This window comes from Micromonospora sp. RHAY321 (assembly GCF_023896955.1).
Taxonomy (GTDB): Bacteria; Actinomycetota; Actinomycetes; order Mycobacteriales; family Micromonosporaceae; genus Micromonospora.
Map to the genome: position 1 here is coordinate 61280 of NZ_JAMHIW010000018.1, position 26018 is coordinate 87297.

The window sequence follows — 26018 nt, forward strand, 5'->3', positions numbered from 1 at the left end:
GCCATGACGACGCCCACGCCGACCACCCGCGGTTCGGCCACCGCGCTACGCCGGGTCGTGCTCTACGCCACGCTGGTGGCGCTGGCCCTGATCTTCCTGATGCCGCTGGTGTGGATGGTCATCACCTCGCTGAAGACCTACACCGCCGCCCAGCAGATCCCGCCGAGCTGGCTGCCGAACCCGCTCGCCGGTTACGGCTACGAGCAGATCCTCAACAACGCGGCGAACCCGGTGCTCCGCTGGTTCCTCAACAGCATGCTGGCCGCCACGCTGCACTCGCTGCTGGTGCTGGTGACCGCCTCGATGGCCGCGTACGCCCTGGCGCGGATGAGGTTCCGGGGGCGCGGGGTGAGCTTCGCGCTGATCGTCGGGACGCTGTTCATCCCGCCGACCTCGCTGATCATCCCGAACTTCCTGATCGTCGACCAGCTCAACTGGATCGACACCCTCGCCGTGGTGGTGGTGCCCGGCGCGGCGAGCGCGTTCGGCGTCTTCTTCCTGCGGCAGTTCTTCCTCTCGCTCCCCAACGAGCTGGAGGAGGCCGCCACGCTGGACGGCGCCAACCAGTGGCAGATCTTCTTCCGGGTGGTGCTGCCGCTGTCCAAGCCGGCGTTGGCCACCCTGGCGGTGCTGTCGTTCCTCACCAACTGGAACGACTTCCTCTGGCCGATCTTCGTGCTGTTCAGCCCTGAGAAGCTCACGCTGCCGCCCGGCCTGGGCCTGCTCCAGGGCTCGTACGTCACCGACTACCCGGTGATCATGGCGGGCGCGGTGCTGGCGAGCCTGCCGGTGCTGATCCTCTTCGTGCTGGCCCAGCGGCACATCATCCAGGGTGTCTCCCGCAGCGGTCTGAAGGGATGACCCGCACGACCACCCGGCGACGCGGCGCGGCGGCGATCATCATCGCCGCCGCGTTGCTCGTCGCGGGCTGCACCGACGGCAGCGAACCCACCCCCACGAGCAGCGGGAGCGACCCCAGCATGTTCACCAACCCGGTCGTGAGGACCGACGCCCCCGATCCGCAGGCGATCCGGGTGGGCGACACCTGGTACCTGTTCCACACCAACGCCGGCGGCCGCAACGTCCCGGTGCTCACGTCCACGGACCTGGTCGACTGGACCGAGGCCGGGGACGCCCTGCCGACGCTGCCGGACTGGGCGGACGCCGGCAAGACCTGGGCGCCGGAGGCCATCCAACTGGCCCCGGACCGGTTCCTGCTCTACTACACCGTCGCCGGCCGGGAGTCCGGGAGGCAGTGTGTCGGGCGGGCGGTGGCCAGCGCGCCGCAGGGGCCGTACCGGGACGACGCGTCCGGCCCGCTGATCTGCCAGGCGGACCTGGGCGGGGCGATCGACGCCAGCCCCTTCCGGGACACCGACGGCAGCCTCTGGCTGTTGTGGAAGAACGACGGCAACGCGATCGGGGTGGACACCTGGCTCTGGTCGCAGCGTCTCGCCGACGACGGCCTGACCCTGGTCGGTGAGCCGACGAAGCTGCTCAAGCAGACCGAGCCGTGGGAGGGCACCCTGATCGAGGGGCCGTTCTTCCACCGGCAGGACGGCCGGCTGTACCTCTTCTTCGCCGCCAACGCCTACGACCGGGCCGGGTACGCCGAGGGCTACGCGGTCTGCGAGAGCCCGACCGGTCCGTGCGTGAAGGCCGCCGAGAACCCGATCCTGAAGACCAACGACGCCGCGTCCGGCCCGGGCCACGCCTCGATGGTGGTGAAGGACGGCAGGACCTGGCTGCTGTACCACGCCTGGCCGCCCGGCCAGGAGGGCAGCACCGACCCGGGCCGCCAGACCTGGTTGGACGAGGTCACGTGGGTCGACGGCAAACCGGTCGTGAAGGGCCCGACCGCGACGCCGCAGTCCCGCCCCTGACGTGTCACACGGAAAGGGCCCCCGGTGCACCGGGGGCCCTCTCCCACGTACGGGGTCAGCTGTCGGCGGCCGGCTCGCGGGGGGCCGGGGCCACGGCGGGGTCGTGTCGGGCCAGCCGGTTGCGGCGGTAACCGTAGCCGAAGTAGATCAACGCGCCGAGCAGCATCCAGGCCAGGAACCGCAGCCAGGTCTCCACCGACAGGTTGAGCATCAGGTAGAAGCAGGCCAGCGCGGAGACGATCGGCAGCACCGGGGAGAACGGCACCCGGAACGGCCGCTCCAGGTCGGGGCGCTTGCGGCGCAGGATCGGCACCGCGATCGAGACGAGCACGAACGCGCAGAGCGCGCCGATGCTGACCAGGTCGGCCAGCGCCGAGAGCGGCAGGAAGCCGGCCAGCAGCGCGACCCCGACCGTCATGACCGCCGAGATCCGGTACGGGGTGCCCCAGCGCGGGTGCACCGCCGCGATCGAGGGCGGGATCAACCCGTCCCGGGCGATGGCGAAGCCGATCCGGCCCATCGCCACCAGGTCGACCAGGATGACGCTGGTCAGGCCGGCGACCGCGGCGATGGAGACGAGCACGGCCGCCCACCCGGCGCCGACCGCCTCGAAGGCCGACGCGATGGGGGCACCCCGGTCGATCTCGGTGTACGGCACCATGCCCACCACGACCAGCGAGACGCCGATGTAGAGCACGGTGGAGATCAGCAGCGTGCCGAGCAGGCCCAGGGTGAGGTCCCGCTTGGGCTTCCTCGTCTCCTCACCGAGGTTCGCGACCGCCTCGAAGCCGGTGTACGCGAAGAAGACCACGGCGGCGGCGCTGAGCACTCCGACGAAACCGAAGACCGACGGTTCCAGCCCGAAGAGCGCCTGCGTGACGGGCTGCTTGATGCCGTCGTCGCCACCACCGGCGGGTTCGGCGGGCGGGATGAACGGGCTGAGGTTGGCGGCCTTGACGAAGAAGAGCCCGGCCACGACCACGAAGACGCAGATGGCCACCTTGACCAGTACCAGCAGGTTGGTCATCCGGGCGGACTCCCGGATGCCGACGATCGCCACGACGCCGAGGATCAGCACGATGGCGATGGCGCCGATGTTGACCGTGCTGCCCTCCTCGCCGAACCAGCGGGTCGGCAGGTCGAGCAGTTCGGCCAGGTAGCCGGACCAGCCTCGGGCCACCACGGCCGCGCCGAGTGCGAACTCCAGCAGCAGGTCCCAGCCGATGATCCACGCGACGATCTCGCCCATGGTGGCGTACGCGTAGGTGTAGGCGCTGCCGGCGGTCGGCACGCTGGAGGCCAGCTCGGCGTAGCAGAGCGCGGCGAGCAGGGCGACCACGCCGGCGATGGCGAAGGAGATCACGACGCCCGGCCCGGCGCTGTCCCGGGCCTCGATCCCGGTCAGCGTGAAGATGCCGGTGCCGATCACGATGCCGATGCCGAAGCCGGTGAGGTCGACCGCGCCGAGCCGCCTCTTCAGCCCCAGCCGGCCGTCGGTGCCGTCCGCGTCGCCCTGGGCTATCACGTCCTTGATCGGTTTGGTCCGCAGCACGGACACGCGCTCACCCCTCCCACCGTGCGACCACCACCGTGGCGGCCGGTGACCGGCTGCTACCCAGGGGCGCGAGCTGTCAACCGCGTGAGCGGGCCTGCACAGTGAGTGCGATGTGGGTCACTGCGGGCAATCCGACGATCGGTGCGGGACGCCCCGATATCCGGCGGGCGAATCGACCGGGCGGGAACCCTTGCGGGAACGACCCGAGTGTGAAAATTTCCTTCCAGCGGCAGTTAGCCTGCGGCGAATCTTGCCGAGTGCCGCGCCGAACACCCGGGAGCCCCAACGAAGGGACACACCGCATGAAGGCAACTCGGCTCGGAGCCGCCGGTCTGGTCGCAGCCCTGCTCGGCACGCTCGTCGCCGCCACCCCCGCCAGCGCCGCGCCCGACGCGGCGGGCACCCCCACCCCCACCACCTGCACCACCGACCCGGCCACCCCGAAACGGCAGTTCCGGGCCATGTGGATCTCGTCGGTGGTCAACATCGACTGGCCGAGCAAGGCGTCCCAGACCAGCCCGGACCGGATCGCCGCCCAGCAGGCCGAGTACCGCGGCCTGCTCGACCTCGCCGAGCGCCTCAACCACAACGCCGTCGTGGTGCAGGTCCGGCCGACCGCCGACGCGCTCTGGCCCTCGCCGTACGAGCCCTGGTCGGAGTACCTGACCGGCGTACGCGGCCAGGACCCGGGCTGGGACCCGCTGGCCTTCCTGGTCGAGGAGTCCCACAAGCGCAACCTGGAGTTCCACGCCTGGTTCAACCCGTACCGGGTCTCCATGCCCGCCCCCGGCGGCGCCGGCGCCGACCTCAACCTGCTCGCCCCCGGCCACCCGGCCCGGCAGCACCCGGACTGGACCTTCGCCTACCCGCCGGCCGGGGTGGCCGGCAGCCGGCTCTACTACAACCCCGGCATCCCGGAGGTCCGCGAGTTCGTCCAGACCGCGATGATGGACGCGGTCAAGCGGTACGACATCGACGGCGTGCACTTCGACGACTACTTCTACCCGTACCCGAGCGGCACCCACCAGGTGCCGGACGACGCCACGTTCGCGGCGTACAACCGGGGCTTCACGAATCGGGCCGACTGGCGGCGGGACAACATCAACCTGCTGATCCAGGAGATGAACGGCAAGATCAAGGCCGCGAAGCCGTGGGTGAAGTTCGGGGTCAGCCCGTTCGGCATCTGGCGCAACAAGGCCGTCGACCGGCTCGGCTCGGACACCACCGGCAGCCAGTCGTACGACATCATCTCCGCCGACACCCGCACGTGGGTCAAGCAGGAGTGGATCGACTACGTGGTGCCCCAGCTCTACTGGTACATCGGCCAGTACCCGGCGGCGGACTACGCCCGGTTGGTCCCGTGGTGGGCCGAGACGGTGCGCGGCACCCGCGTCCAGCTCTACATCGGCCAGGCCGACTACAAGAGCGGCGACCCGGCGTACGGGTCGTTCTGGATGAACCCGCGCGAGCTGTCCGACCACCTGACCCTCAACCGGGCGTACCCGGAGGTGCAGGGCAACGTGCACTTCTCCGCCGTCCAGGTGCGGGCCAACCGGCTCGGCGCCACCGACATCTACGCCGCCGAGCACTACTCCCGCCCGGCGCTGGTGCCGACCATGCCCCACCTGCCGGCAAAGCCGCTGCTCTTCCCGGTGGTCACCAAGGCCGCCCGGGAGGCCGACGGAGTGCGGCTGACCTGGCACCAGCCGGCTGACGGCGTCGGACCGCTGGGCACCGCCACCTCGTACGCGATCTACCGGTTCGACGGCACCACGCTGGGCGGTCGGTGCGGCACCGCGGACGCCGCGCACCTGGTCGACACGGTCCGGGCCACGCCCGGCGAGAAGCAGTCCTGGGTGGACACCACGGCGGTGGCCGGCCAGCGGTACACCTACCGGGTGACCGCGCTGGACCGGTCGGCCAACGAGAGCCCGGTCAGCCCGCCGGCCTTCGTTCTGCGCTGACCGTACGACCTCGACGAATGCCCCGGGTGCCACGCGCACCCGGGGCATTCGTCTGTTTCAACGTATGTAACCAATAGTTGGCGAGAGGCATACCGATGAGTTGATCAGTTGATCGACACTGATCGACATCCGGTGACCCGCCGGTAACTTACCGCCCCACCCGCTCACCCCCGCGGAGGTAACCCGTGCCCCGACGTCTCGCCACCCTGTTCGCCTCGGGCGCGCTCGCGCTGCTCGCCACCCTCGCCGTCGCCTCCCCCGCCGCCGCCGTCACCCCCCAACAGCGGCTGTCCGTGCTCTCCAGCTGGACCCAGACCAGCGCGTCCAGCTACAGCTCCTGGAACAACGCCCGGATCAACCGGGCACCCTGGGCCGAGTACGCCTTCGACTGGTCCACCGACTACTGCTCGTCCAGCCCGGACAATCCCCTCGGGTTCACCTTCAACCTGGGCTGCTACCGGCACGACTTCGGCTACCGCAACTACAAGTCCGTCGGCCAGTTCTCCGCCAACAAGTCCCGCCTGGACAGTGCCTTCTACGAGGATCTCAAGCGGGTCTGCGCCACCTACAACACGGTCGTCCGTCCGGCCTGCTACAGCCTTGCCTGGACGTACTACCAGGCCGTCAGCATCTTCGGCTCGGTGGCAGCCGTCCAGCAGGCCGACATCGACCGCGCCGCCCGAATGAAGGCCAACGCCGAACGCCAAGCAGCCCTCAACAACTAACCCCACCCCACCCCCACCCTCCCGGCCTCCAGGAGGGTGGGGCGGGTTGGGTGGGTCAGGCGCGTTCGGTGCGGGTGGCGGGGTGGCGGTCTGATTCCGGGCGGCGTTGCACCGGCTGGGACAGCCCGGTGCTGAACCGGGTGGAGTCCGCTGCCAGGTCCGGGTGTTCCACGTCGAGCGCGAGCGTTGCCGCCTCGTCCAACCCCAACTCGGCGCCCTCGCCGTACGCGTCGTCGAAGGCCGCGTCGCCCAGCGCCTCCCGCAGCTTCGCCTGCTCGTCAGCCCAGTAGCCGCCGTAGATGCCCGGAGTGGCTCGCATGCTGGCCCGGGTGGCCTGCGCCGCCCCGAAGAGCCGGGCGGCGGTCAGCCGGTCCCCGCCGGCCGCGCAGCGCACGGCGATCGCGTTCAGCGTGTCGCACGCCCGGCCGTGATAGCCGTGCCCCATGCGGGAACGCAGCGCCACCAGCAGGTGCTCGTGCGCGGCGATCACGTCGCCCCGCGCCAGCGCGACCATGCCGAGCAGCATGTCGACCGAGCGTCGGCCCCGCTCCCCCGGCCGGGCTGCCTCCACCGGACGGACCGCACCCAACAGGTCCGCCGCCTCCTCCAGCGCGCCCCGCCGCCAGAGCAGCTCGGCAAGGCTGAACACTGCGAACAGCGCCTCGCCGACCACGTCCTGCCCGTGCGCCCAGTCGATGACCTCCCGGCACACCCGCTCGGCCTCGGCGAACTGTCCCATGTCGATCAGCGGCGCGGCCCGCCCGGCGAGCACCCGGGCCAGCAGCCCGGCGTCACCGGCCTGCCGCGCGGCCGCCTCCGCCCGCTGGGAGAAGCGCAGCTCCTCGGCGAACTCGCCGTCCGCGCCGGCGTGCAGCGAATGCATGTGGTACGCCGCCGCGAGCTCCGCCTCCGGGATCCGCTCGCCCGTTTCGGCGATGCGCCCGTACAAGCGGAACAGCCAGAGCCGACCCTCCCGGGCCAGCCCTCGCTCGCGCCACCACTGGTCCAGGCCGCCGGCCAGGCCGAGGCCGGCGCGGGCGCTGCCGCCGGTGGCGCACCAGCGCAGCGCGGCCCGCAGCTCACCGGCCAGGGGGTCGAGGGCGTACAGCGACAGCGTCACCGGCCCCCCGTCCGGGCCCAGGTGAGCCCGTTCCAGCGCATGCGCCGACCAGGCCACGTGCCGGTTCCGGGCGGCCTGCTCCTCGCCCGCCTCGGCCAGCCGCCGCGCGGCGTACGCCCGGATCGGGTCGAGCATCCGGTAGGTGCTGCCGGCGGCACGCGGCTCGGCCAGCACCATCGACTTGTCCACCAGCACCGAGAGCGGGTCCAGCGGGTCGTCCCCGAGCAGCCACTCCACCGTCGCCAGGTCCACCGGCCCGGCGAAGACGGCCAGCCAGCGCAGCAGCCGAGCGGCCCTGGGCCCCAACGTCCGGTACGACCAGGTGACGGTGGCCTGCATGGTCAGGTGCCGTTCGGTGGCGGAGCGCTGCACCGCCCTGCTCGCCGGAGTGGGCGGCGACATTCCGACGGCCGCCGCCACCAGGTCCACGGTGTCCTGCTGGTTGCCCGACCAGCCCCGCTCCACCGGCGGTGGATCCGGGTCCTCCCGGCCGGCGTCCAGTGTGCCCAGCACGTCGTCGAGCCGCTCGGCGAGCTGACCGACGGAGAGCACCCGCAGCCGCGCGGCGGCAAGCTCGATGGCCAGTGGCAGCCCGTCCAGCCGCTGCACCACCCGGCGCAGGTCGGCCGACTCGGCCGGGTCGGGAGGCCGGCCGCCGCGCGCCGCCGCCGTACGGTCCAGCAACAGCGCCACGGCGTCGCTCTCCGCGCCGTCCGCGCTCGGGTCGACCGAGAGCGGCGGGATCCGCCACACGACCTCACCGGGCAGGCTGAACGACTCTCGGCTGGTGGCCAGCACCCGCACGCCTTCCCCACCGGAGAGCAACCGCGAGATGACCTCGGCGCAGGCTGCCGGCTGCGTGTCGCAGGTGTCCAGCACGACCAGCATCCGGCGGGCGGCCGCGTACTCGACGAGGGTGTCCAGCATCGGTCGGCCCGGCTCGGGTCGCAGCCCGAGCACCGCGGCGATGGCGAACGCCACCAACCCCGGGTCGGTCACCGCGGCGATGTCGACGAACCAGACCCCGTCGGGGTACGCCTCGACCACCCCGCTGGCCAGCTCCACCGCGAGCCGGGTCTTGCCCGCACCACCGGCGCCCAGCACGGTGACCAGACGGTGGCCCTCCACCAGCCGGCCCAGCTCGGCCCGCTCGGCCTGCCGGCCCACGAAGGAGGTGACCTGGGTGGGCAGGTTGTGTGCCACCGCGTCGGCGGTGCGGGGGCGGGGGAACTGCCGCTCCAGACCGGGCGCGACGAGTTGGAACAGTCGTTCCCGGTCGTCGAAGCCGCGCAGTCGGTGCAGGCCCAGGTCGAGCAGGGTGGCCCCGGGTGGCAGCGGATCGGCGCGGCGCGCCGTGGACGCCGAACACAACACCTGCCCGCCGTGCGCGGCAGCGGCCACCCGGGCCGCCCGGTGCACCTCGGGGCTGGCGTACTCGCCGTCGCGCGGCTCGGCGTAGCCGGTGTGCAGGCCCATCCGGACCCGGGGCGCGGCCTCCGCGGTGGGCCAGTCGTGGTTGGCCAGAGCCCTCTGGGCGGTCAGGCAGGCGGTCAACGCCGCCGCCGCGTCGTCGAAGGCCAGGAAGAACGAGTCGCCCTCGGTCAGCAGCTCCGCGCCACCGGTGCTGGCCAGCGTCCGGCGCAGCAGTCGTCGGTGTTCGGCGAGCACCGGGCGGTAGTCCGGGCCGAGCAGCTGGGCCAGCCGGGTCGAGCCCTCGATGTCGGTGAACACGAAGGTCACCCAACCGCTCGGGAGCTGGATCCGTGGCGACATGCGTGGAACCTCCGCCCGTGACGTCGGGTTCATGCTGCCTGAGTCCGAGCGGTCACACATCGTGAGAACGGCCGGGCAGGTGCCGCCTCAAGGTGCCACTCGTACCCGGTCCCGGCAAGGGTGGCCCACCAACCGGCCGCGAATCCGCCGGATCAGCAGCCGCAGGCGCCGCCGCAGCAGCCGCCACCGGCGGGAGCCGTGGTGCCGCCACCCGGGCCGCCCGCGCCGCGACCGGTCACCGCGACCGCGGACAGCAGCTTGACGGTGTCGGCGTGTCCCTGCGGGCAGACGGCCGGCGCGCCGGCCGCCGCCATCGGGCGGTTGACCTCGAAAGTGTCGCCGCAGGCGCGGCAGCGGAACTCGTACCTGGGCATGGCACCCAGGGTACGTGGACCTGACGCTCGGCGGGACATGGGTAATACTCGACGGGTGGTGGACGGCGAGGACCAGACGCGTGTACGACCGCTACGACCGGCAGCGCCGCTGGACGGCCCGCTCGACGGGTCGGGGGCCGCGCCCGATCCGGCGCCACGAGCTGTGCCGCGCCCCCGCCGCCCCTGGCTGAGCGGCCGCGCCACAGACGCTCCGACCCAATCGGCCGACGCCACCGCCGCACCGCCGGCCACCTCCGTCGAGTCCGGCCCGGCCGCCGCCGGTTCCAAGGCGGACACCCCGACCGGCGACACGGAGGCCGACGCTCCGACCCGGGACATGGAGGCCGACGCTCCGACCGCCGACCTGAAGCCTGACACCCCTGCGGTCGACACGAAGACCGACGCCCCCACCGCCGACAAGGCCGACACCCCTACGGCCGACACGACGGTCGACGCCCCCGCCGCCGACCCGGCGACGACCACTGTGGACGCCATCGCCATCGCGCCCGTGCCGGTCCCCTCCCCCGGCCGGCGACGCCGGATGCCGTTCGCGCACGCGGTCCGTCTGCCACCGCCACGCCAGACGGTGACGAGCGCGGCCCGGGCGACGCGCTCCTGGGCACGCCGCCCCAGCGGCCGACTCACCCTGCCCGGGGTCTTCCTGCTCGCCCTGGTGGCCGCGACCGCCGCGGCGGGCGCGCTGGTCGTCCCGGCCACCATCCGCGCCCCCAGGCCGGTTGCGGCCGACGCCTCCGCCGCCCCGGACCCGAACGTTCCGCCGCTCACGCCCTCCGGGGCGCCGCTGCCCAGCGGCGCGGTCCCCACCGGCCCCCTGCCCACGGGGCCGTTCCCGACCGGCGCGCTGCCGACCGGGCCGGCCGTCGGGCCGGTCACCGGTGGACGACCCTCGGACGCCCTGGCCGGCTGGGCACAGCAGGTTGGTGCCAAGGTCGGCGTCCCGCCGGCGGCCATGCAGGCGTACGGCTACGCGGAGCTGGTCCTCGCCCAGACCAACCGCAGTTGCGCGCTGAGCTGGACCACGCTGGCCGCGATCGGGCAGGTCGAGTCCGGGCACGGCGCGGCCAACGGCGCGCGGCTGGGGCAGGACGGCAAGGCGTTGCCGCAGATCATCGGCCTGCCGCTGGACGGGCAGGACGGCCGGATGCGGATCATCGACACGGACCGCGGGCTGCTCGACAGGGACAACACCTTCGACCGGGCGATCGGGCCGATGCAGTTCATCCCGACGACCTGGCAGGAGATCGGCGCGGACGCGGACAACGACGGCGCCAAGGACCCGCACGACCTCGATGACGCCGCCCTGGCAGCGGGGAACTACCTGTGCAAGGGCGGCCGCAACCTCAGCATCCCGGGCGACTGGTGGAACGCGATCCTGTCGTACAACGACGTGCGCCGGTACGCCCAGGACGTCTTCGATACCGCAAACCGGTACGGACGGGCCAGCCGCACGTGAAGTGATCGTTCACATACATTGGAGAACTGGACACTTCCCCCGGGCAGCGGTTAGCGGCAAGCTAGACGGGTGATGGTGCGCGAGTGGGACCCCAGGACCGCGTCGTCCGCCGAGATCGCGTCGCTGCTGGACACGCTGAACGCGGTCCTGGCGGTCGATCTGCCGCAGGACCCGCCGTGGCGCGAGGACTCCCTGCGGGAATACCTCGCCGAGGTGATGCCCGGCGAACGGCGGATCTCCTGGGTCGCCCAGGCCGAGCCGACCGGTCCCGGTGAGCCGGGCGAGGTCCTCGGGCAGGTCCACGTGCTGCTCCTCGGCGACATCGGCGTGCTGGAGGTGCTGGTGCACCCGTCGATGCGGCGCAGCGGCCTCGGCCGTGACCTGGTGCTGCGTGCCGCCCGCCGGGTCTACCAGGAGGGCTTCCAGTCGATCGGCGTCGAGGTCGTCGGTGACACGCCGGCGGTGGCCTTCTACGAGTCGATGGGCTTCACCCGGGAGTACGTGGAGACCCGCAGCGTGCTCGACCTCTCCACGGTCGACTGGGCCGAGCTGGCCGGGATGGCCACCGGCATCGGGGCGGGCTACCACCTGGAGTTCTTCCCCGGCGGGCCGCCGGACGACCTGATCGAGGCGTACGCGCGGGCCAAGGCCGAGGTGCGCGACGTCGACGACGGGGAGCTGCGCCCCAGCTCGTACGACCCGCAGCGGCTGCGGGACAGCCTCGACACCCTGCACCGGCGGGGCATGAAGCCGTACATCGTGCTGGCCCGGCACGAGCAGAGCGGTGAGGTGGCCGGCCTGACCGAGGTGGTGGTGCCGGCACAGCACCCGACCCGCGCCGACCAGTACGACACGATCGTTGCGCAGGACCACCGCGGCTACGGCATCGATCGGGCGATCAAGGCCCGGATGCTGCTGGAATTGCGCTCCGCGGAGGCGGAGCTGGCCGAGGTGCAGACCTGGAACGCGCAGGCCAACGAGGCGATGCTCAAGGTCAACGCGGAGTTGGGCTACCGGCCCGACCGCGACTGGTGCGAATACAGCGTCGACGTCGCCGAGCTGGTGCACCGCCTCGACCCGCCACGCTGAGGAATTCACGAAACTGTCCAATGGGGGATGGACGGTGGACAGTCGCGCACCTTAACGTGCGTTGACTCCCATCCACCCATCGTGGAGGCCCCATGCGCCCGCGCCGCACACTAGCCGCGCTCGCGACCGCCACCGCCGCCGTGACCATCACGGCGGTCGGCGTCGCACCCACCGCGGCAAGCGCCGCGCCCACCGACCTGTTCATCTCGGAGTACGTCGAGGGCTCGTCGAACAACAAGGCGATCGAGTTGTTCAACGGCACCGGCACCGCTGTCGACCTCAGCGGCGGCGGCTACCAGCTCCAGCTCTTCTTCAACGGCTCCGCCACGGCCACCACGATCGCCCTGGCCGGGACGGTGGCGGCCGGCGACGCGTTCGTGTTCGCCAGCGCCTCGGCGGGCCCCGCGATCCTCGCCCAGGCCGACCAGACCACCGGGGCGAGCCTGTTCAACGGCGACGACGCGATCGTGCTGCGCCGGGGCACCACCATCCTCGACTCGATCGGCCAGGTGGGCGTGGACCCGGGCACCGAGTGGGGCGCGGGCGTCACCAGCACCGCGGACAACACCCTGCGCCGGCTGCCCACGGTCACCTCCGGCGACACCGACCCGTCGGACGCGTTCGACCCGGCGACACAGTGGGCCGGCTTCCCGGTCGACACCTTCGACGGGCTCGGCACGCACACCGTGGACGGTGGCGGGCCGGTCGACACGCCGGCCACCCTGAACTGCGGCGGCCCCCTGGTCACCGCGGCGGGCACGGCGGTGACCCGCGAGGTGACCGCCACCGATCCCGACGACACGATCGTCGACCTGGCGGTGACCGCGGTCAGCCCGACCCCGGCCACCGGCTCGATCACCCGCTCCGCGCTCACCCCCGCCGACGCGGTGGGCGGCACCGCCCGCGCCACCGTCGGCGCGAGCGCCGACCTCGCCGCCGGGGCGTACACCGTCACGGTGACCGCGACCGACGCGGGCGGCGGCACCGCCAGCTGTGCGCTGACCGTGCAGGTGACCCGGGAGATGACCGTCGGCGAGGTGCAGGGCACGACCACCGACGCCGAGTCCGGCCAGGCCGACCGGTCGCCGCTCGCACCGGCGAGCGGCAACGGCACCAGCAGCACGCTGTACGACGTACGCGGCGTGATCACCCAGCTGACCCTGGCCCGCACCTCGGCGGGGGCGGAGCAGCACGGGTTCTTCCTCCAAAGCCGCACCGGCGACACCGACGGCGACCCGACCAGCTCCGACGGCATCTTCGTGTTCATGGGCACGTTCACCTCGCTGATCGGCGGTTACGTGCCGACGGTCGGCGACGAGGTGGTGCTCCGGGCCCGCGTGTCGGAGTACTTCACCTTCACCCAGCTCTCCGGTGCCTCACTGGTCCGCCGCATCACCACGGGGCTCGACGTGGACAGCGCGGTGGCGGTCACCGACGCGGTGCCGCCGGTCGAGCTGACCGAGGCGCAGCGCTTCTGGGAGCGGCACGAGGGCGCCCGGCTCCGGGTGCGGGCGGGCAGCGGCGCGGTCAGCGGCCGGGACGTGTTCGCCTCCACCGCCGACGCGGAGCTGTGGGTGATCGACCGGGACGACCCGCTGCTGGACCGGGCCGACCCGTACGCCCGGCGCGTGTTCCGGGACTCCCACCCGCTGGACAACGACCCGACCCGCCGCTTCGACGACGGCAACGGGCAGCGGGTGCTGCTCGGCAGCATGGGCGTGAAGGGCACCACCGGAGACAGCACCGCGCTGCTGCCGCCGGCGCACACCTTCGACACGCTGCGCGCCGACGCGGTGGGCGGCGTCTACTACTCCTTCGAGAAGTACGGCGTCCAGGTCGAGCGGGCCGAGTTCGACGGCGGGGCCGACCCGTCGAAGAACAACCCGCCGAAGCCGGCCGACCGGTCGCAGGAGGTGGCGGTGGCCACCTACAACGTGGAGAACCTGTACGACTACCGGGACGACCCGTTCGACGGCTGCGACTTCGCCGGCAACGCCGGCTGCACCGGGGTCAGCCCGCCGTTCGACTACGTGCCGGCCAGCGAGGCGGACTACCGCGAGCACCTGACGTCGCTCGCCGACCAGATCGCCAAGGACCTGCACGCGCCGGACCTGATCCTGGTGCAGGAGGCCGAGGACCAGGACATCTGCACCGTCTCGGGTGCGGCGCTCGCCTGCGGCGACACGAACGACGCCGACGGCGCGCCGGACAGCATCCAGGAGCTGGCGCTCGCCGTGGCGGCGGCCGGCGGGCCGGCCTACGCGGCCGCGTACGACCGGACCGGTGCGGATGCCCGCGGTATCACCGCGGCGTTCCTCTACCGCACCGACCGGCTCTCGCTGGCGGCCGCGACGGCGACCGACCCGCTGCTCGGCTCGGCGCCGACCGTCCAGTACCGCGCGCCGGGACTGCCGACCAACGCCGACGTGCAGAACCCGAAGGCCCTCAACGCGGTGCTGCCGGGCGACGTGGACACCTCCACCGGCAAGGACGGCAACAACGTCTTCACCCGCGCTCCCCAGCTCGGCAAGTTCAGCGTGGCCGCCGCACCCGGCTCGTCCGAGCGGTTCACCCTGTACGCGCTCAGCAACCACTACTCCTCCGGCCCGGACGGCCGGATCGGGCAGCGTCGGGAGCAGGCGACGTACGGCGCGGCGATCGTCACCGCGATCGAGGCGGCCGACTCGAACGCCCGGGTGGTCTACGGCGGGGACCTGAACGTCTTCCCCCGTCCCGACGACCCGATCGCGACCGGCAGCCAGCCCACCCCCTCGGACCAGCTCGCCCCGCTCTACGAGGCGGGCCTGCACAACCTGTGGGACAACCTGGTCGCGGACGTACCGTCCGCCGCCTACTCCTACAGCTTCGAGGGGCAGGCGCAGACGCTCGACCACCTGTTCGTCAACGAGGCGCTCTACGGAGACCTGGTGCAGGTGCGGGCGGCGCACATCAACGCCGACTGGCCGGCCGAGTTCACCGGCGACGGGTCGCGCGGCTCCAGCGACCACGACCCGCAGGTGGCCCGGTTCCGGTCCCGTGCGGCGCTCACCGTCGCCGACACGACGGTGGTCGAGGGCGACAAGGGCACCCGGCAGCTCACCTTCACCGCCACCGTGTCCCGGCCGCTGTCCCAGCCGGTGCTGCTCTGCGCCACCACCGTCGGCCTCACGGCGCAGGCTGGCTCGGACTTCGACCCGTACGTCGGCTGCAAGGTGCTGGCCGCCGGGCAGACGTCGGTCGCATTCCCGGTGACCGTGCGCGGTGACCGGAAGCGGGAGTCGGACGAGAAGCTGACGCTGCTGGTGGCCGGCGTGCCCGGTCTGCGGCTGGCCGACCCGCTAGGCGTCGGCACCATCACCAACGACGACTGACCGGCGATCGAGGCGGCGCGGAAGCGCTGCAAGCTTCCGGTCGTTCGCGGGTCTGAGCGGCCCGTCGTGCAGCACTGCCTGCACGACGGGCCGCTCGTTCGTTAGAGACCAGCGGTCAGTAGTGATCGTGGGTGGCGGTGGTAGGTGGCGGTTCTGTGCGACCCGCGCGGCGAGCGGGCGGCCCTGATCAGCCCCTGCCGTATCGCCACTCCCCGCCACCATTGACTTCACCATTGGTTCAAGTCCTAGCGTCCGAGGCATGACAACGCGAGAGACCATCACCCGCTCCGGCGTGGTGCTCCGGGCACCCTGGGAACGGCTCGACCGCGCCGGCCACCTGGTCGACGACGAGCCGCTTCGCCAGGCCGCCGACACCGCGCTGACCGAGCTGACCTGGTGGGCCGAGGCGCTGCGCGCCGCCCGCCGGGCCCGGCCCTGAGGCAGCCGGCGTGGACGCGTCCGCACGGCGGCTCGGCTGGTACCTGACCCTGGGTGGTCTCCTCGCGGTGATCGACACGACGGTGACCGTGGTGGCCCTGCCGAAGCTGGTCGATGACCTCAGCACGAACCTCACCACGATCGGGTGGGTCACCAGCGGCTACGCGCTCGCCCTGGTCGCGGTGATGCCCACCGCGGCCTGGGCGATCGGCCGCTATGGCGCCCGCCGCACCTATCTGACCGCGCTGCTGCTGTTCACGGCGGGCTCCGTCCTGGCCGGGGCCGCCTGGGACGTCGGTTCACTGATCGCGTTCCGGGTGCTCCAAGGGCTGGGCGGCGGACTGCTCAACCCGGTCGGGATGGCCGTCGCGCTGGCCGCGGTGCCGCCGCAGCGGCGCGGCCGGATGATGAGCCTGCTCGGTCTGCCGGTCCTGGTCGGACCGCTGATCGGGCCGGTGCTCGGTGGGCTGCTGCTCGATCACGCGTCGTGGCGGTGGATCTTCTGGATCAACCTGCCGGTCGGGTTGCTGGCGGTGCTGCTCGGCCGGTCGGTGCTGCCCGTCGCCGACCCGCGACGACCACCGGTGCGGCTGGACGTCGTCGGGCTGCTGCTGCTCTGCCCCGGTCTGGCGCTGGCGGTGTACGGGCTCAGCGTCACCGGTGAACGCGGCGGAGTCGTCACCGCGTCCGTGCTGCTGCCACTCGTGCTCGGCGCCGCGCTGGTGGCCGCCTTCGCCTGGCGGGCCAACCGGGTACGACAGCCGCTGCTGCGCCTGGCCGTGCTGCGTGCGCCCGGGATGGCCCCAGGCGCGGCGACGGTGGCGCTCTTCGCCGCCGGGTACTTCGGCTCGTTCCTGATCATCCCGGCGTACGTGCAGGTGGTACGCGGTGACTCCGCCACCCTGGCCGGCGTGATCGGCATTCCGCAGGCGCTAACCACCGGGCTGATGCTGCAGGTGGCGATCCGGCTGGTCGACCGGGTCTCCGCGCGTCGGGTGGTCGGGCTCGGCATCGCGACCGCGGTGGTCGGCACGGTCGCCCGGGTGCTGGTGCTCGACGCGGACACGTCGTACCCGCTGCTCGCCGCGCTCGGCGCGGTCATCGGCCTGGGCATGGGTGCGACGTTGATGCCGACGATGACCGCCGCCAGCCGGTCCCTGTCCGCGGACGACCTGCCGTCCGGCTCCACGCTGCTCACCACGGTGTCGCACACGTCGGTCGCCGTCGGTACGGCGTTGATCGCCGCAGCGCTGTCCTGGCTGACCGACCGGTTTGCGTCGGATCTGGGCGGCGGGGGCATCACGGCCGCCACCCGCCTCGACCCGGTCACCCGTGCGGGCTTCGCTCCAGAGCTGGCGCAGGCCACCCGGCTCGCGCTGGCGGTGTCCGCCGTGCTGCTGGCGCTCGCCTGGCTGACCAGCCGGCGACTTCCGGCCGCCCCGACCGCCGCTGAGGCAGCGGCCACCCCGGTGCAACCCAAGGTGGTGGCGAACGGACCGGTCAGTAGCGCTGGCGCAGCAGCCCGGCGGCCTCGACCGCCCAGTAGGTGAGGATGATCTGCGCGCCCGCCCGCTTGATCGAGGTGAGCGTCTCCAGCATCACCCGCTCCCGGTCGATCCAGCCGTTCGCGGCGGCCGCCTCGACCATCGCGTACTCGCCGGAGACCTGGTAGGCGGCGACGGGGACGTCCACCGCGGCCCGCACCGCCGACACCACGTCGAGGTAGGGCAGCGCCGGCTTGACCATCACCATGTCGGCGCCCTCGGCGACGTCCAGCTCCACCTCGCGCAGCGACTCGCGCAGGTTGGCCGGGTCCTGCTGGTAGGCACGCCGGTCGCCCTCCAGCGCCGACTCCACCGCGTCCCGGAACGGGCCGAAGAAGGCCGAGGCGTACTTCACGGCGTACGCGAGCACGGCCACGTCCTGGTGCCCGGCGGCGTCGAGCGCCCGGCGGACCACGCCGACCTGGCCGTCCATCATCCCGGACGGCCCGACCACGTGGACCCCGGCGGCGGCCTGGGCCACCGCCATCTCGGCGTACGCCTCCAGCGTCGCGTCGTTGTCCACCTCGCCGCCCGGGGTGAGCAGACCGCAGTGCCCGTGCGAGGTGAACTCGTCCAGGCACAGGTCGCTCATCACCACCGTGGCGTCGCCCACCTCGGTCACCACGTCGCGGATGGCGACGTTCAGGATGCCGTCCGGGTCGATGCCGCCGGACCCGGTCGGGTCCCGCTGCTCCGGCACGCCGAAGAGCATGATCCCGCCGACGCCGGCCTGGACCGCCTCGACCGCCGCCTTGCGCAGCGAGTCCCGGGAGTGCTGGAGCACCCCCGGGAGCGACGCGATGGCCCGGGGCTCGGTCAGCCCTTCACGGATGAACATCGGCACGACCAGCTCGGCCGGGTCGACCCTGGTCTCGGACACCAGCCGGCGCACCGCCGGGGTGCGGCGCAGCCGGCGGGGCCGGATCTCGGGGTACGGCATGGCGAGTCCTCCTCGGACGACTACCGGAAGCGGAGGGCGGTCGGCCCCTGCACCTTCGAGCCGCGACGTTGCTTCGCCGGCATGGCGGCGAGCTTCTCGCGCAGCTCGACGGCGTAGGCGGCGAGCGCCTCCACCAGGTCGGGCACCGAGGCGTGCGGTGGCTGGACGTCGACCCGCAGGCCGAACTCCGTCGCGGTCTCCGCCGTCTTGGGCCCAATCACGGCAACAACGGTCCGAGCGTGCGGCTTCCCGGCGATGCCGACGAGGTTCCGCACAGTGGAAGATGACGTGAAGAGCACCGCGTCGAACCCGCCCGACTTGATCGCGTCGCGGATCTCGGCCGGCGGCGGCGCGGCCCGCACCGTCCGGTACGCGGTCACGTCGTCGACCTCCCAGCCGCGCTCGGTGAGCCCGGCGGCGAGCGTCTCGGTGGCGATGTCGGCGCGCGGCAGCAGCACCCGGCCCACCGGGTCGAGGATCTCGTCGTGCGGCGAGAACTCGGCCAGCAGGCCCTCGGAGGACTGCTCCCCGGCGGGGATCAGCTCCGGCTGGATGCCGAACGCGCGGACCGCGTCGGCCGTCGCCTCACCGATGCAGGCGATCTTGACGCCGCCGAAGTGCCGGGCGTCCAGCCCGTGCTCGGCGAACTTCTCCCAGACCGCGCGGACGGCGTTCACCGAGGTGAAGATCACCCAGGCGTACCGGCCGTCGACCAGGCCCTTGACGGCCCGTTCCATCTGCGCCGGGGTGCGCGGCGGCTCGACCGCGATGGTCGGCACCTCGCACGGGATCGCGCCGTACGCGCGCAGCCGGGCACTCATCGCGCCGGCCTGCTCCTTGGTGCGCGGGACCAGCACCTTCCAGCCGTACAGCGGGCGGTTCTCCCACCAGCTCAGCTTGTCGCGCTGGCCGACCCCGGCGCCGACGGTGAGCACCACCCGGCCGGTGAAGCCGAGCGCGGCGGCCACGAAGCTGTCCACGGTCGACGTGGTCGTGTACTGGGTCTCGCCGGTGCCGTCGCCGGTCACCCCGACACCGGTGGTGCCGTCGATCCCGGCGGCCAGCAGGCCGTCCCGGACGGCGGCGAGGTCACCGGCGTCGACCGCGAGCGCGAGCGAGCCCCGGCCGACCGCAGCGGCCAGCGCCTCGAAGTCCAGCACGCTGACGTCCTCGACGTCGGCGGCGGTACGCACGCCCGGCAGCGGGACACCCGCGTACGTGGCGACACCCTCGGCCTGGCCGACGCCGGGGACCACCTCGAAGTGGGCGGCGGTGCGGGCCACCGCCTGCACCTCCTTGACCACCGAGTCGTGGCCGAACGGGTCGCCGGCGACCAGGTGCACCGCGTTCAACCCGGATCGGGCCGCGGAGATCAGCACCTTCGCCACGTCCCCCGGCGCGCCTTCGGCCGGGGTGAACTCGGCGTCGTCCCTGGCCTCGGCGCGGACGACGGCGAGCAACGACTCCGGGACTCCCCGGTCGTAGATCACCTGGTCGGCGTCGACCAGGGCGTCGTGCGCCCGACGGGTCAGCAGGCCGGGGTCGCCGGGGCCAGCCCCGACGAACGCGATACGGCCGACGGGCTTACGGGTGCGGGTCATTCTGTGCTCCCAAATTGCTGGGTCCCCGAGCCGGTGTGTCCTTCGTGGCCGAGGATCGAGTCGGCGCCGAGGTCGAGGAGTTCGGCGGCGAGTGCCTTACCGATCTCCGCCGCGTCGGCGGGCGTTCCGGTGCGGGACAGCCGGAGGTCACGAGTGCCGTCCGGGCTGATCACCGCCCCGCGCAGGTAGATCTCATCGCCGTCGTCACCTTCGGCGAGTTCCGCATAGGCGGCGACGGGTGCGCTGCACCCGGCCTCCAGGGTGGCCAGCAACGCGCGCTCCGCGGTGACGGCGGCGTGCGACGGTGCGTGGTCGAGCACCGCGAGCAGCTCGACCAGCTCCTGGTCGTCGACCCGGCACTCCACGGCCAACGCGCCCTGGGCGGGCGCGGGCAGCATCAGCATCGGGTCCAGCGTCTCGGTGATCACGTCGGCCCGACCGATCCGGGCCAACCCGGCCCGGGCCAGTACGACGGCGTCGAGGTCGGCCTCGGGTCCGAGCACCCGCCCCAGGCGGGTGTCCACGTTGCCGCGGATCGGGGTGACCTCCAGCTGCAGGCCCAGTGCGTGCAACTGGGCGATGCGGCGCAGCGCGCCGGTGCCCACGGTGGCACCCGGCGGCAGCTCGGCGAGCGTCCGGCCGTCCCTGGCGATCAGCGCGTCGCGCGGGTCCTGCCGGGCCGGCACCGCCGCGATCTGCAGCCCGACGGCGGACGCGGTGGGCAGATCCTTGTAGGAGTGCACGGCGAAGTCGATGGTCCGGGCGGCCAGCGCGTCACGCAGCGCGGAGACGAACACCCCGACGCCGAGCCGGTGCACCGGCGCGCTGGAGCGGTCGCCGGCGGTGACCACCTCGACCAGCTCGACCTGGCGGCCGGTCGCGGCGGTCAACGCCTCGGCGACCTGGGTGGACTGGGCCATCGCCAGGGTGCTGCCCCGGGTGCCGAGGCGCAGTGGGGCGGTCATCGCGCACCTCCGGTGGGCGGGTTCGGGTCGGTGGTGTCGGCGCCGAGCGTCTGCTCGATGCCGGTAAACGCGGCGCCCAGGTCGGGGGCCACCACCTCGGGGACGGTGTCCACCGGCGAGGTCTGCGGCACCTGGAGGTCGAACAGCTCGCGCAGCAGGGCGGCGTACTGGTCGCCGCCGGGCTCCGCGGCCAGTTGGCGAACCTTGACGGTGGGCTGGTGCAGCAGCCGCTGCACCACCCGGTGCACGGTGCGGGCCACCTCGGCGCGCAGGTCGTCGCCCAGGTCGGGGCGACGCTGGGCGAGCCGGCGCAGCTCGGCGGTGACCACGTCGTCGGCCCGGCCGCGCAGCGCGGCCACGGTGGGTGCCACGTCGGCGCCGCGCAGCCAGGTGAGGAAGCTCTCCACCTCGCCGAGCACGATCCGCTCGACGGCGGCGGCGTCCGCGGCGGCCGGACCGTCGGCGAGCAGCGTCGCCATGCGGTCGATGTCGATCACCTCGACGCCGGGCAGCTCGGCGACGCCCTCCTCGACGTCGCGCGGGACGGCCAGGTCGAGCAGGACCAGCGGGCCACTGGCCCGGTCGCGCCCGGCGAGCGCGGCGTCGACCACCGCTCGGGTGAGGACCGGTTCGGTGGACGCGGTGGCGGCCACTACGATGTCCACTGTGGAGAGCGTGTCGGCCAGCTCGCTCATCGGCGCGGCGTTCGCCCCGTACGACTCGGCCAGCCGGACGGCCCGGTCGGCGCCCCGGTTGCTGACGGTGAGCGGCCCCGCGCCCAGCCGGGACAACGTGGCCACCCCGAGCGAGCCCATCGCGCCGGCCCCGACCACCAGGGCCGGGCGGCCGACGAGGTCACCGTCGAGATGCCCCGCGGCCAGCTCCAGCGCGGCCGTGACGACGCTCTGGCCGGCCCGGTCGATGCCGGTCTCGGCGTGCGCCCGCTTGCCGACCCGCAGCGCCTGCTGCATCAGCTCGTGCAGCAGACGGCCGGCCGAGTCGGCGCCGGTGGCCCAGTGGTACGCGTCGCGCAGCTGGCCGAGGATCTGCGCCTCGCCGACCACCATCGAGTCCAGCCCACTGGCGACCCGGAAGACGTGGTCCACGGCGGCGGCGTCGTAGTGCACGTAGAGGTGGCTGGCGAGCGCCGCCGGCGCGCAACCGGCCTGCTCGGCCAGGACGGCGCAGATGTCGCCGAGCCCGCCGTGGAAACCGGACACGGCGGCGTAGACCTCCACCCGGTTACAGGTGGAGACGAGCACGGCCTCGGTCACGTACGGCTGCGCGACCAGGCGGTCCAGGGTGCGGGTGAGGTCGGCGGGGGGCACGGCCAGCTGCTCCAGCGTGGCGACCGGGGCGGTCCGGTAGGACGCGCCGACGACAAGCAGTTTCACGTGCCGATCGCCTCCTGGGTGTCGGTGGCCGCGAGCCCGCCGGGCAGGGCGGTGAGGGCGGAGCCGCCGGTGGCGGGCAGCGCGGTCAGCGACGCCTTGCGGTGCTCATGGAAGGACAGAATCTGCAGCTCGATGGCGAGGTCGACCTTGCGCACGTCAACCCCCTCCGGAACCGAGAGTACGCACGGCGCGAAGTTGAGGATGCTCGTCACGCCGACCGCGACCAGCTGGTCGGCGACCCGCTGGGCCGCGGCGGCCGGGGTGGCGATCACGCCGATCGAGATGGACTCGGCCGCGGCGATCGCCGGAAGCTCGTCGACATGGCGTACAACCAGGCCGTTGATCTCTTCGCCCACCCGGGAGGGATCGGCGTCGAGCAGTGCGGCGATCCGGAAGCCCCGGCCGGCGAACCCGTCGTAGCCGGCCAGAGCGTGACCGAGATTACCCACGCCGACCAGGGCGACCGCCCGGTGCTGGGTGAGCCCGAGCACATACTCGATCTGCTCGATCAGCAACGCGACGTCGTAGCCGACGCCCCGGGTGCCGTACGAGCCGAGGTGCGAGAGGTCCTTGCGGAGCTTGGCGGAGTTGACCCCGGCGGCGGCGGAGAGACCCTCGCTGGAGACCGTTTCGTGCCCGGCGTCGGCGAGGTTGTGCAGCGCGCGCAGGTACTCCGGAAGACGAGCGACGGTCGCCTCGGGCAGGTCCGGGAGCGCCGGTACGGCACCGGCGCGGCCGGACGCGCCTGGGTGACGATGCTGACTCATGAGACTCCGTGCGGTGCGATCCTCGGCCAACTCCGCTGGTGGGCCGCTTATGGACTCCCGCTGGCGACCGAGATTGCCGGCTGTGCTAGCAGGGCGCGTCGGAACTAGAGAGTAGGCGCTTGTGAAGACGTGCACAAATCGCGATCTTGCCGCTGCGTGACGCGACCCCACCAGCACCTCCATTCCACAAGATCGATCCAACCGTGCCACCACCTGCACCGTCGGCGCGATTATTGCTCAATCCCGACTTCTCTGACCAATCCCGCGCCCACCCTCCCGAGCCCTTGAGCAGGGGTAGGGACAGCACTACGGGAGAAAGACAGGGCTTCGGGATGGGAGGTGGCAGTGGCGGTGCCTAGCCTTCTGGACATGACCGCCGTTGCCGCCACCAGCGACCAGCAGACGCTGGTACCGAGCATCCCCCGCCAGCTCTTCGTCGACTCCGGGTACGTGCTGCTCGGCCTTCCCCTGGCCGTGGCCAGCTTCGTCGTCCTCGTCGTGGGTCTCGCGGTAGGCGTGGGGCTGGTGGTCACGGTGATCGGCCTGCCCATCCTCAGCGGCACCCTGTACGCCGCCCGAGGGCTGGCCGACATCGAGCGGCTGCGGCTGCCCGCCGTACTCCGGCAGCCCCGGATCCGGCCGCACTACCGGATGGCGGAGGCCGGCGCGAACGCCTGGCGGCGGATCTTCGTGCCGATGCGGGACGCCCAGTCCTGGCTCGATCTGGCACACGGCATCCTGCGACTGATCGTGGCGGTACTCACGTTCGTGGTGGCGATGGTCTGGTGGGCCGCCGCGGTCGCGGGCTCGCTCTACTGGGCGTACGACTGGACGCTGCCGCACGGCCAGGGCGACGGCGACGGCGACCTCGCCCAACTGCTCGGCCTGGGCGACTCGACCACCGCCCGGATCGGGCTGACCACCGCGGTCGGCGTGTTCTTCCTGATCACCCTGCCGATCGTGGTCCGGGGCTGCGCGCTGCTCCAGGCCAGCTTCGCCCGCGCCATGCTGACCGGGGTCGCTGAGATGCGGGACCGGATCACCGTGCTGGAGGAGCAGAAGAGGGCGGCCGTCTCCGCCGAGGCGTCCGCGCTGCGCCGGCTGGAGCGCGACATCCACGACGGCCCCCAGCAGCGCCTGGTCCGGCTGGCCATGGACCTCAGCCGGGCCCGGCTGCAACTCGCCTCCGACCCGGAGGCGGCCGGGCGGACCATCGACGAGGCGGTCACCCAGACCCGCGACACGCTGGCCGAGCTGCGGGCGCTGTCCCGGGGCATCGCCCCGCCGATCCTGGTCGACCGGGGGCTGCCCAGCGCGCTGGCCGCCCTCGCCGGCCGAGGGCTGATCCCGATCGAGCTACAGGTCGACCCGCAGCTCGGCACGCCCGGCGGGCGACTCGACCCGGCCGTGGAGAACACCGCGTACTTCATGGTGGCCGAGGCGCTGACCAACGTCGCCAAACACAGCCGCGCCACCGAAGCCGTGGTGGCCGTCTCCCGGCACGGCAGCCAGCTCCGGGTGTCGGTGGGCGACGACGGGCACGGCGGCGCGCACCTGGCCAAGGGGCACGGCCTGGTCGGCATCGCCGACCGGGTCCGGGCCGCCGGTGGCGAGCTCGCCGTGATCAGCCCGGTCGGTGGGCCCACCGAGATCCGCGCGGACCTTCCCCTGTGAGCCGGCAGGCCCGCTGGGCACCGCACCGAGCCCGCGAGGCGGGCCGGACGTGGTAGACAACACAGCCATGCGCATTGTGATCGCCGACGACGCCGTCCTGCTCCGGGAGGGGCTGGTGCGGCTGCTGACCGAGAGCGGGCACCACGTGGTGGCCGCCGTCGGGGACGGCGACGCGCTGGTGGAGGCGGTCGTCGAGCACCGGCCCGACGTGTCGATCGTCGACGTCCGGATGCCGCCGTCGCACACCGACGAGGGGCTGCGGGCGGCGGTGGAGGCGCGTCGGCTGGTGCCGCGTACGCCGATCCTGGTGCTGTCCCAGTACGTCGAGGTCTCGTACGCCGACGACCTGCTGGCCACCACCGGCGGCGCCGGCGGCGGGATCGGTTACCTGCTCAAGGACCGGGTCGCCGCGATCGACGAGTTCCTCGACGCGCTGCGCCGGGTGGCGGCCGGCGGCACGGTGCTCGACCCGGAGGTGGTGGGCCAGCTCTTCGCCCGGCGCCGCCGGGACGACCCGCTGCGCGAGCTGACCCCGCGCGAGCGCGAGGTCCTCGCCCTGATGGCCGAGGGGCGGTCGAACATCGCCATCGCCCGCGCCCTGGTCGTCAGCGACGGCGCCGTGGAGAAGCACGTGCGCAACATCTTCACGAAGCTCACGCTGCCGCCCGACACCGAGCAGCACCGGCGGGTGCTGGCCGTCCTCACCTACCTGCGGAACTGACCTCCCGGGCCAGGGCGACCGCGTCGGTGAGGGTGTCGGCCACCGGGTGACCGGAGGCGCGCAGCCGGGCCGGGTCGGTGAACCCGCCGGTGTAGAGCACCGCACGGCCACCCACCGCGAGCGCGGCGTCCGCGTCGTCGATGGAGTCGCCGATCAGCACCACCGAGTCGCCGTCGACGCCCAGCTCGGCCAGGTGCCGCTGGAGCGGCTCGGCCTTGCGGCCGCCGCCCACGGCGGCCCGCAGCCCGTCCACCCGGGTGAAGTGGCCGGTCAGCCCGTAGGTGTGCACGGTGGGCACCAGTTCCTCGTGGAACCACATGGAGAGCAGGCTCTGACTGCCCGTCCAGGCGGCCATGGCGGTCCGCGCGTCGGCTGCCAGCTCGCAGGTCGTCAACCCGCTGCGGTACGCGTCGTGGAAGATCCGGTCCAGCCGGCCGAACTCGTCGTCGTCCACGGCCTGGCCGAGCACCTCGGCGTAGTACTCGGCGATCGGCCGGCGGAACCGCACCCGGTGCTCGTCGGAGGTGACGGCCGGCCCGCCCACGCTGGCGAACGCGGCGTTGGTGGCGGCCACCACCAGACTGAGGTCGTTGAGCAGGGTGCCGTTCCAGTCCCACACCAGGTGGGGGTGCGCAGGGGTCATCAG

At 72.9% G+C, this 26018-nt stretch carries 20 protein-coding genes; 11 read left to right on the plus strand and 9 right to left on the minus strand.

Annotated features, from left to right (window positions below):
- Positions 1–3: 3 nt before the first annotated feature.
- Both M8C17_RS27115 and M8C17_RS27120 read left to right on the plus strand, forming a co-directional pair.
- A complete protein-coding gene (locus M8C17_RS27115) occupies positions 4–861 on the plus strand; it encodes a carbohydrate ABC transporter permease (protein ID WP_252419389.1) in 858 nt (285 codons plus the stop codon).
- Positions 858–1883: a glycoside hydrolase family 43 protein gene (locus M8C17_RS27120; RefSeq protein ID WP_252419390.1), complete on the plus strand. Its 1026-nt coding sequence runs from the start codon at positions 858–860 to the stop codon at positions 1881–1883. The genes M8C17_RS27115 and M8C17_RS27120 overlap by 4 nt, the downstream gene beginning before the upstream one ends.
- A gap of 55 nt (positions 1884–1938) precedes the next feature.
- Here the strand turns inward: M8C17_RS27120 and M8C17_RS27125 are convergent, their stop codons facing one another.
- Complete coding sequence (locus M8C17_RS27125; protein WP_252419391.1) at positions 1939–3441, minus strand: amino acid permease; 1503 nt, start codon at positions 3439–3441, stop codon at positions 1939–1941.
- 299 nt (positions 3442–3740) lie between these two features.
- Here M8C17_RS27125 and M8C17_RS27130 point away from each other — a divergent pair, with 299 nt between their 5' ends.
- Positions 3741–5402 carry a glycoside hydrolase family 10 protein gene (locus M8C17_RS27130; RefSeq protein ID WP_252419392.1) on the plus strand — a complete coding sequence of 554 codons (1662 nt, stop codon included), beginning with the start codon at positions 3741–3743 and terminating at the stop codon, positions 5400–5402.
- A 185-nt stretch (positions 5403–5587) separates the two neighbouring features.
- Positions 5588–6127: a phospholipase gene (locus M8C17_RS27135; protein WP_252419393.1), complete on the plus strand. Its 540-nt coding sequence runs from the start codon at positions 5588–5590 to the stop codon at positions 6125–6127.
- A gap of 55 nt (positions 6128–6182) precedes the next feature.
- Here M8C17_RS27135 and M8C17_RS27140 read toward each other — a convergent pair whose 3' ends face one another.
- Together M8C17_RS27140 and M8C17_RS27145 are read right to left on the minus strand one after the other, a co-directional pair.
- The gene (locus tag M8C17_RS27140) at positions 6183–9020 is read right to left on the minus strand and encodes an adenylate/guanylate cyclase domain-containing protein (protein ID WP_252419394.1); all 2838 of its coding nucleotides are present in this window, start codon (positions 9018–9020) and stop codon (positions 6183–6185) included.
- A gap of 152 nt (positions 9021–9172) precedes the next feature.
- Positions 9173–9394 (minus strand): zinc ribbon domain-containing protein, encoded by a 222-nt coding sequence (locus tag M8C17_RS27145; RefSeq protein WP_252419395.1) that lies wholly within the window; start codon positions 9392–9394, stop codon positions 9173–9175.
- Positions 9395–9431: 37 nt separating this feature from the next.
- Here M8C17_RS27145 and M8C17_RS27150 point away from each other — a divergent pair, with 37 nt between their 5' ends.
- The 5 genes from M8C17_RS27150 to M8C17_RS27170 all read left to right on the plus strand — a co-directional run bounded on the left by M8C17_RS27150 (position 9432) and on the right by M8C17_RS27170 (position 17316).
- Positions 9432–10868: a lytic murein transglycosylase gene (locus M8C17_RS27150; RefSeq protein ID WP_256483434.1), complete on the plus strand. Its 1437-nt coding sequence runs from the start codon at positions 9432–9434 to the stop codon at positions 10866–10868.
- Between the two features lie 72 nt (positions 10869–10940).
- Complete coding sequence (locus M8C17_RS27155) at positions 10941–11957, plus strand: GNAT family N-acetyltransferase (RefSeq protein WP_252419441.1); 1017 nt, start codon at positions 10941–10943, stop codon at positions 11955–11957.
- A 92-nt stretch (positions 11958–12049) separates the two neighbouring features.
- A complete protein-coding gene (locus M8C17_RS27160) occupies positions 12050–15328 on the plus strand; it encodes a lamin tail domain-containing protein (RefSeq protein WP_252419396.1) in 3279 nt (1092 codons plus the stop codon).
- 259 nt (positions 15329–15587) lie between these two features.
- Positions 15588–15767 carry a hypothetical protein gene (locus M8C17_RS27165; protein WP_252419397.1) on the plus strand — a complete coding sequence of 60 codons (180 nt, stop codon included), beginning with the start codon at positions 15588–15590 and terminating at the stop codon, positions 15765–15767.
- A gap of 10 nt (positions 15768–15777) precedes the next feature.
- The gene (locus M8C17_RS27170; protein ID WP_252419398.1) at positions 15778–17316 is read left to right on the plus strand and encodes a DHA2 family efflux MFS transporter permease subunit; all 1539 of its coding nucleotides are present in this window, start codon (positions 15778–15780) and stop codon (positions 17314–17316) included.
- On the opposite strand, the gene hemB is transcribed toward M8C17_RS27170, so the two are convergent.
- The 5 genes from hemB to M8C17_RS27195 are packed head-to-tail and all read right to left on the minus strand — an operon-like array spanning position 17267 to position 22977.
- Positions 17267–18250, minus strand: a complete 984-nt coding sequence (gene hemB / locus M8C17_RS27175) for a porphobilinogen synthase (RefSeq protein WP_252419399.1) — start codon at positions 18248–18250, stop codon at positions 17267–17269. The two genes, M8C17_RS27170 and hemB, sit on opposite strands and share 50 nt — an antisense overlap.
- 20 nt (positions 18251–18270) lie before the next feature.
- Complete coding sequence (locus M8C17_RS27180) at positions 18271–19851, minus strand: uroporphyrinogen-III synthase (RefSeq protein ID WP_252419400.1); 1581 nt, start codon at positions 19849–19851, stop codon at positions 18271–18273.
- Positions 19848–20816: a hydroxymethylbilane synthase gene (gene hemC / locus M8C17_RS27185; RefSeq protein ID WP_252419401.1), complete on the minus strand. Its 969-nt coding sequence runs from the start codon at positions 20814–20816 to the stop codon at positions 19848–19850. Before hemC ends, M8C17_RS27180 begins: the two co-directional genes overlap by 4 nt.
- Positions 20813–22210 (minus strand): glutamyl-tRNA reductase, encoded by a 1398-nt coding sequence (locus tag M8C17_RS27190; RefSeq protein ID WP_252419402.1) that lies wholly within the window; start codon positions 22208–22210, stop codon positions 20813–20815. Before M8C17_RS27190 ends, hemC begins: the two co-directional genes overlap by 4 nt.
- A complete protein-coding gene (locus M8C17_RS27195; RefSeq protein WP_252419403.1) occupies positions 22207–22977 on the minus strand; it encodes a redox-sensing transcriptional repressor Rex in 771 nt (256 codons plus the stop codon). The genes M8C17_RS27190 and M8C17_RS27195 overlap by 4 nt, the downstream gene beginning before the upstream one ends.
- A gap of 369 nt (positions 22978–23346) precedes the next feature.
- Here M8C17_RS27195 and M8C17_RS27200 point away from each other — a divergent pair, with 369 nt between their 5' ends.
- Together M8C17_RS27200 and M8C17_RS27205 are read left to right on the plus strand one after the other, a co-directional pair.
- Positions 23347–24651, plus strand: a complete 1305-nt coding sequence (locus M8C17_RS27200) for a sensor histidine kinase (protein WP_252419404.1) — start codon at positions 23347–23349, stop codon at positions 24649–24651.
- Between the two features lie 67 nt (positions 24652–24718).
- Entirely contained in the window at positions 24719–25372 is a 654-nt protein-coding gene (locus tag M8C17_RS27205; RefSeq protein ID WP_252419405.1) for a response regulator transcription factor, read from the plus strand.
- On the opposite strand, the gene M8C17_RS27210 is transcribed toward M8C17_RS27205, so the two are convergent.
- Complete coding sequence (locus tag M8C17_RS27210; protein ID WP_252419406.1) at positions 25353–26015, minus strand: HAD family hydrolase; 663 nt, start codon at positions 26013–26015, stop codon at positions 25353–25355. The genes M8C17_RS27205 and M8C17_RS27210 overlap by 20 nt on opposite strands.
- Positions 26016–26018: the final 3 nt, after the last annotated feature.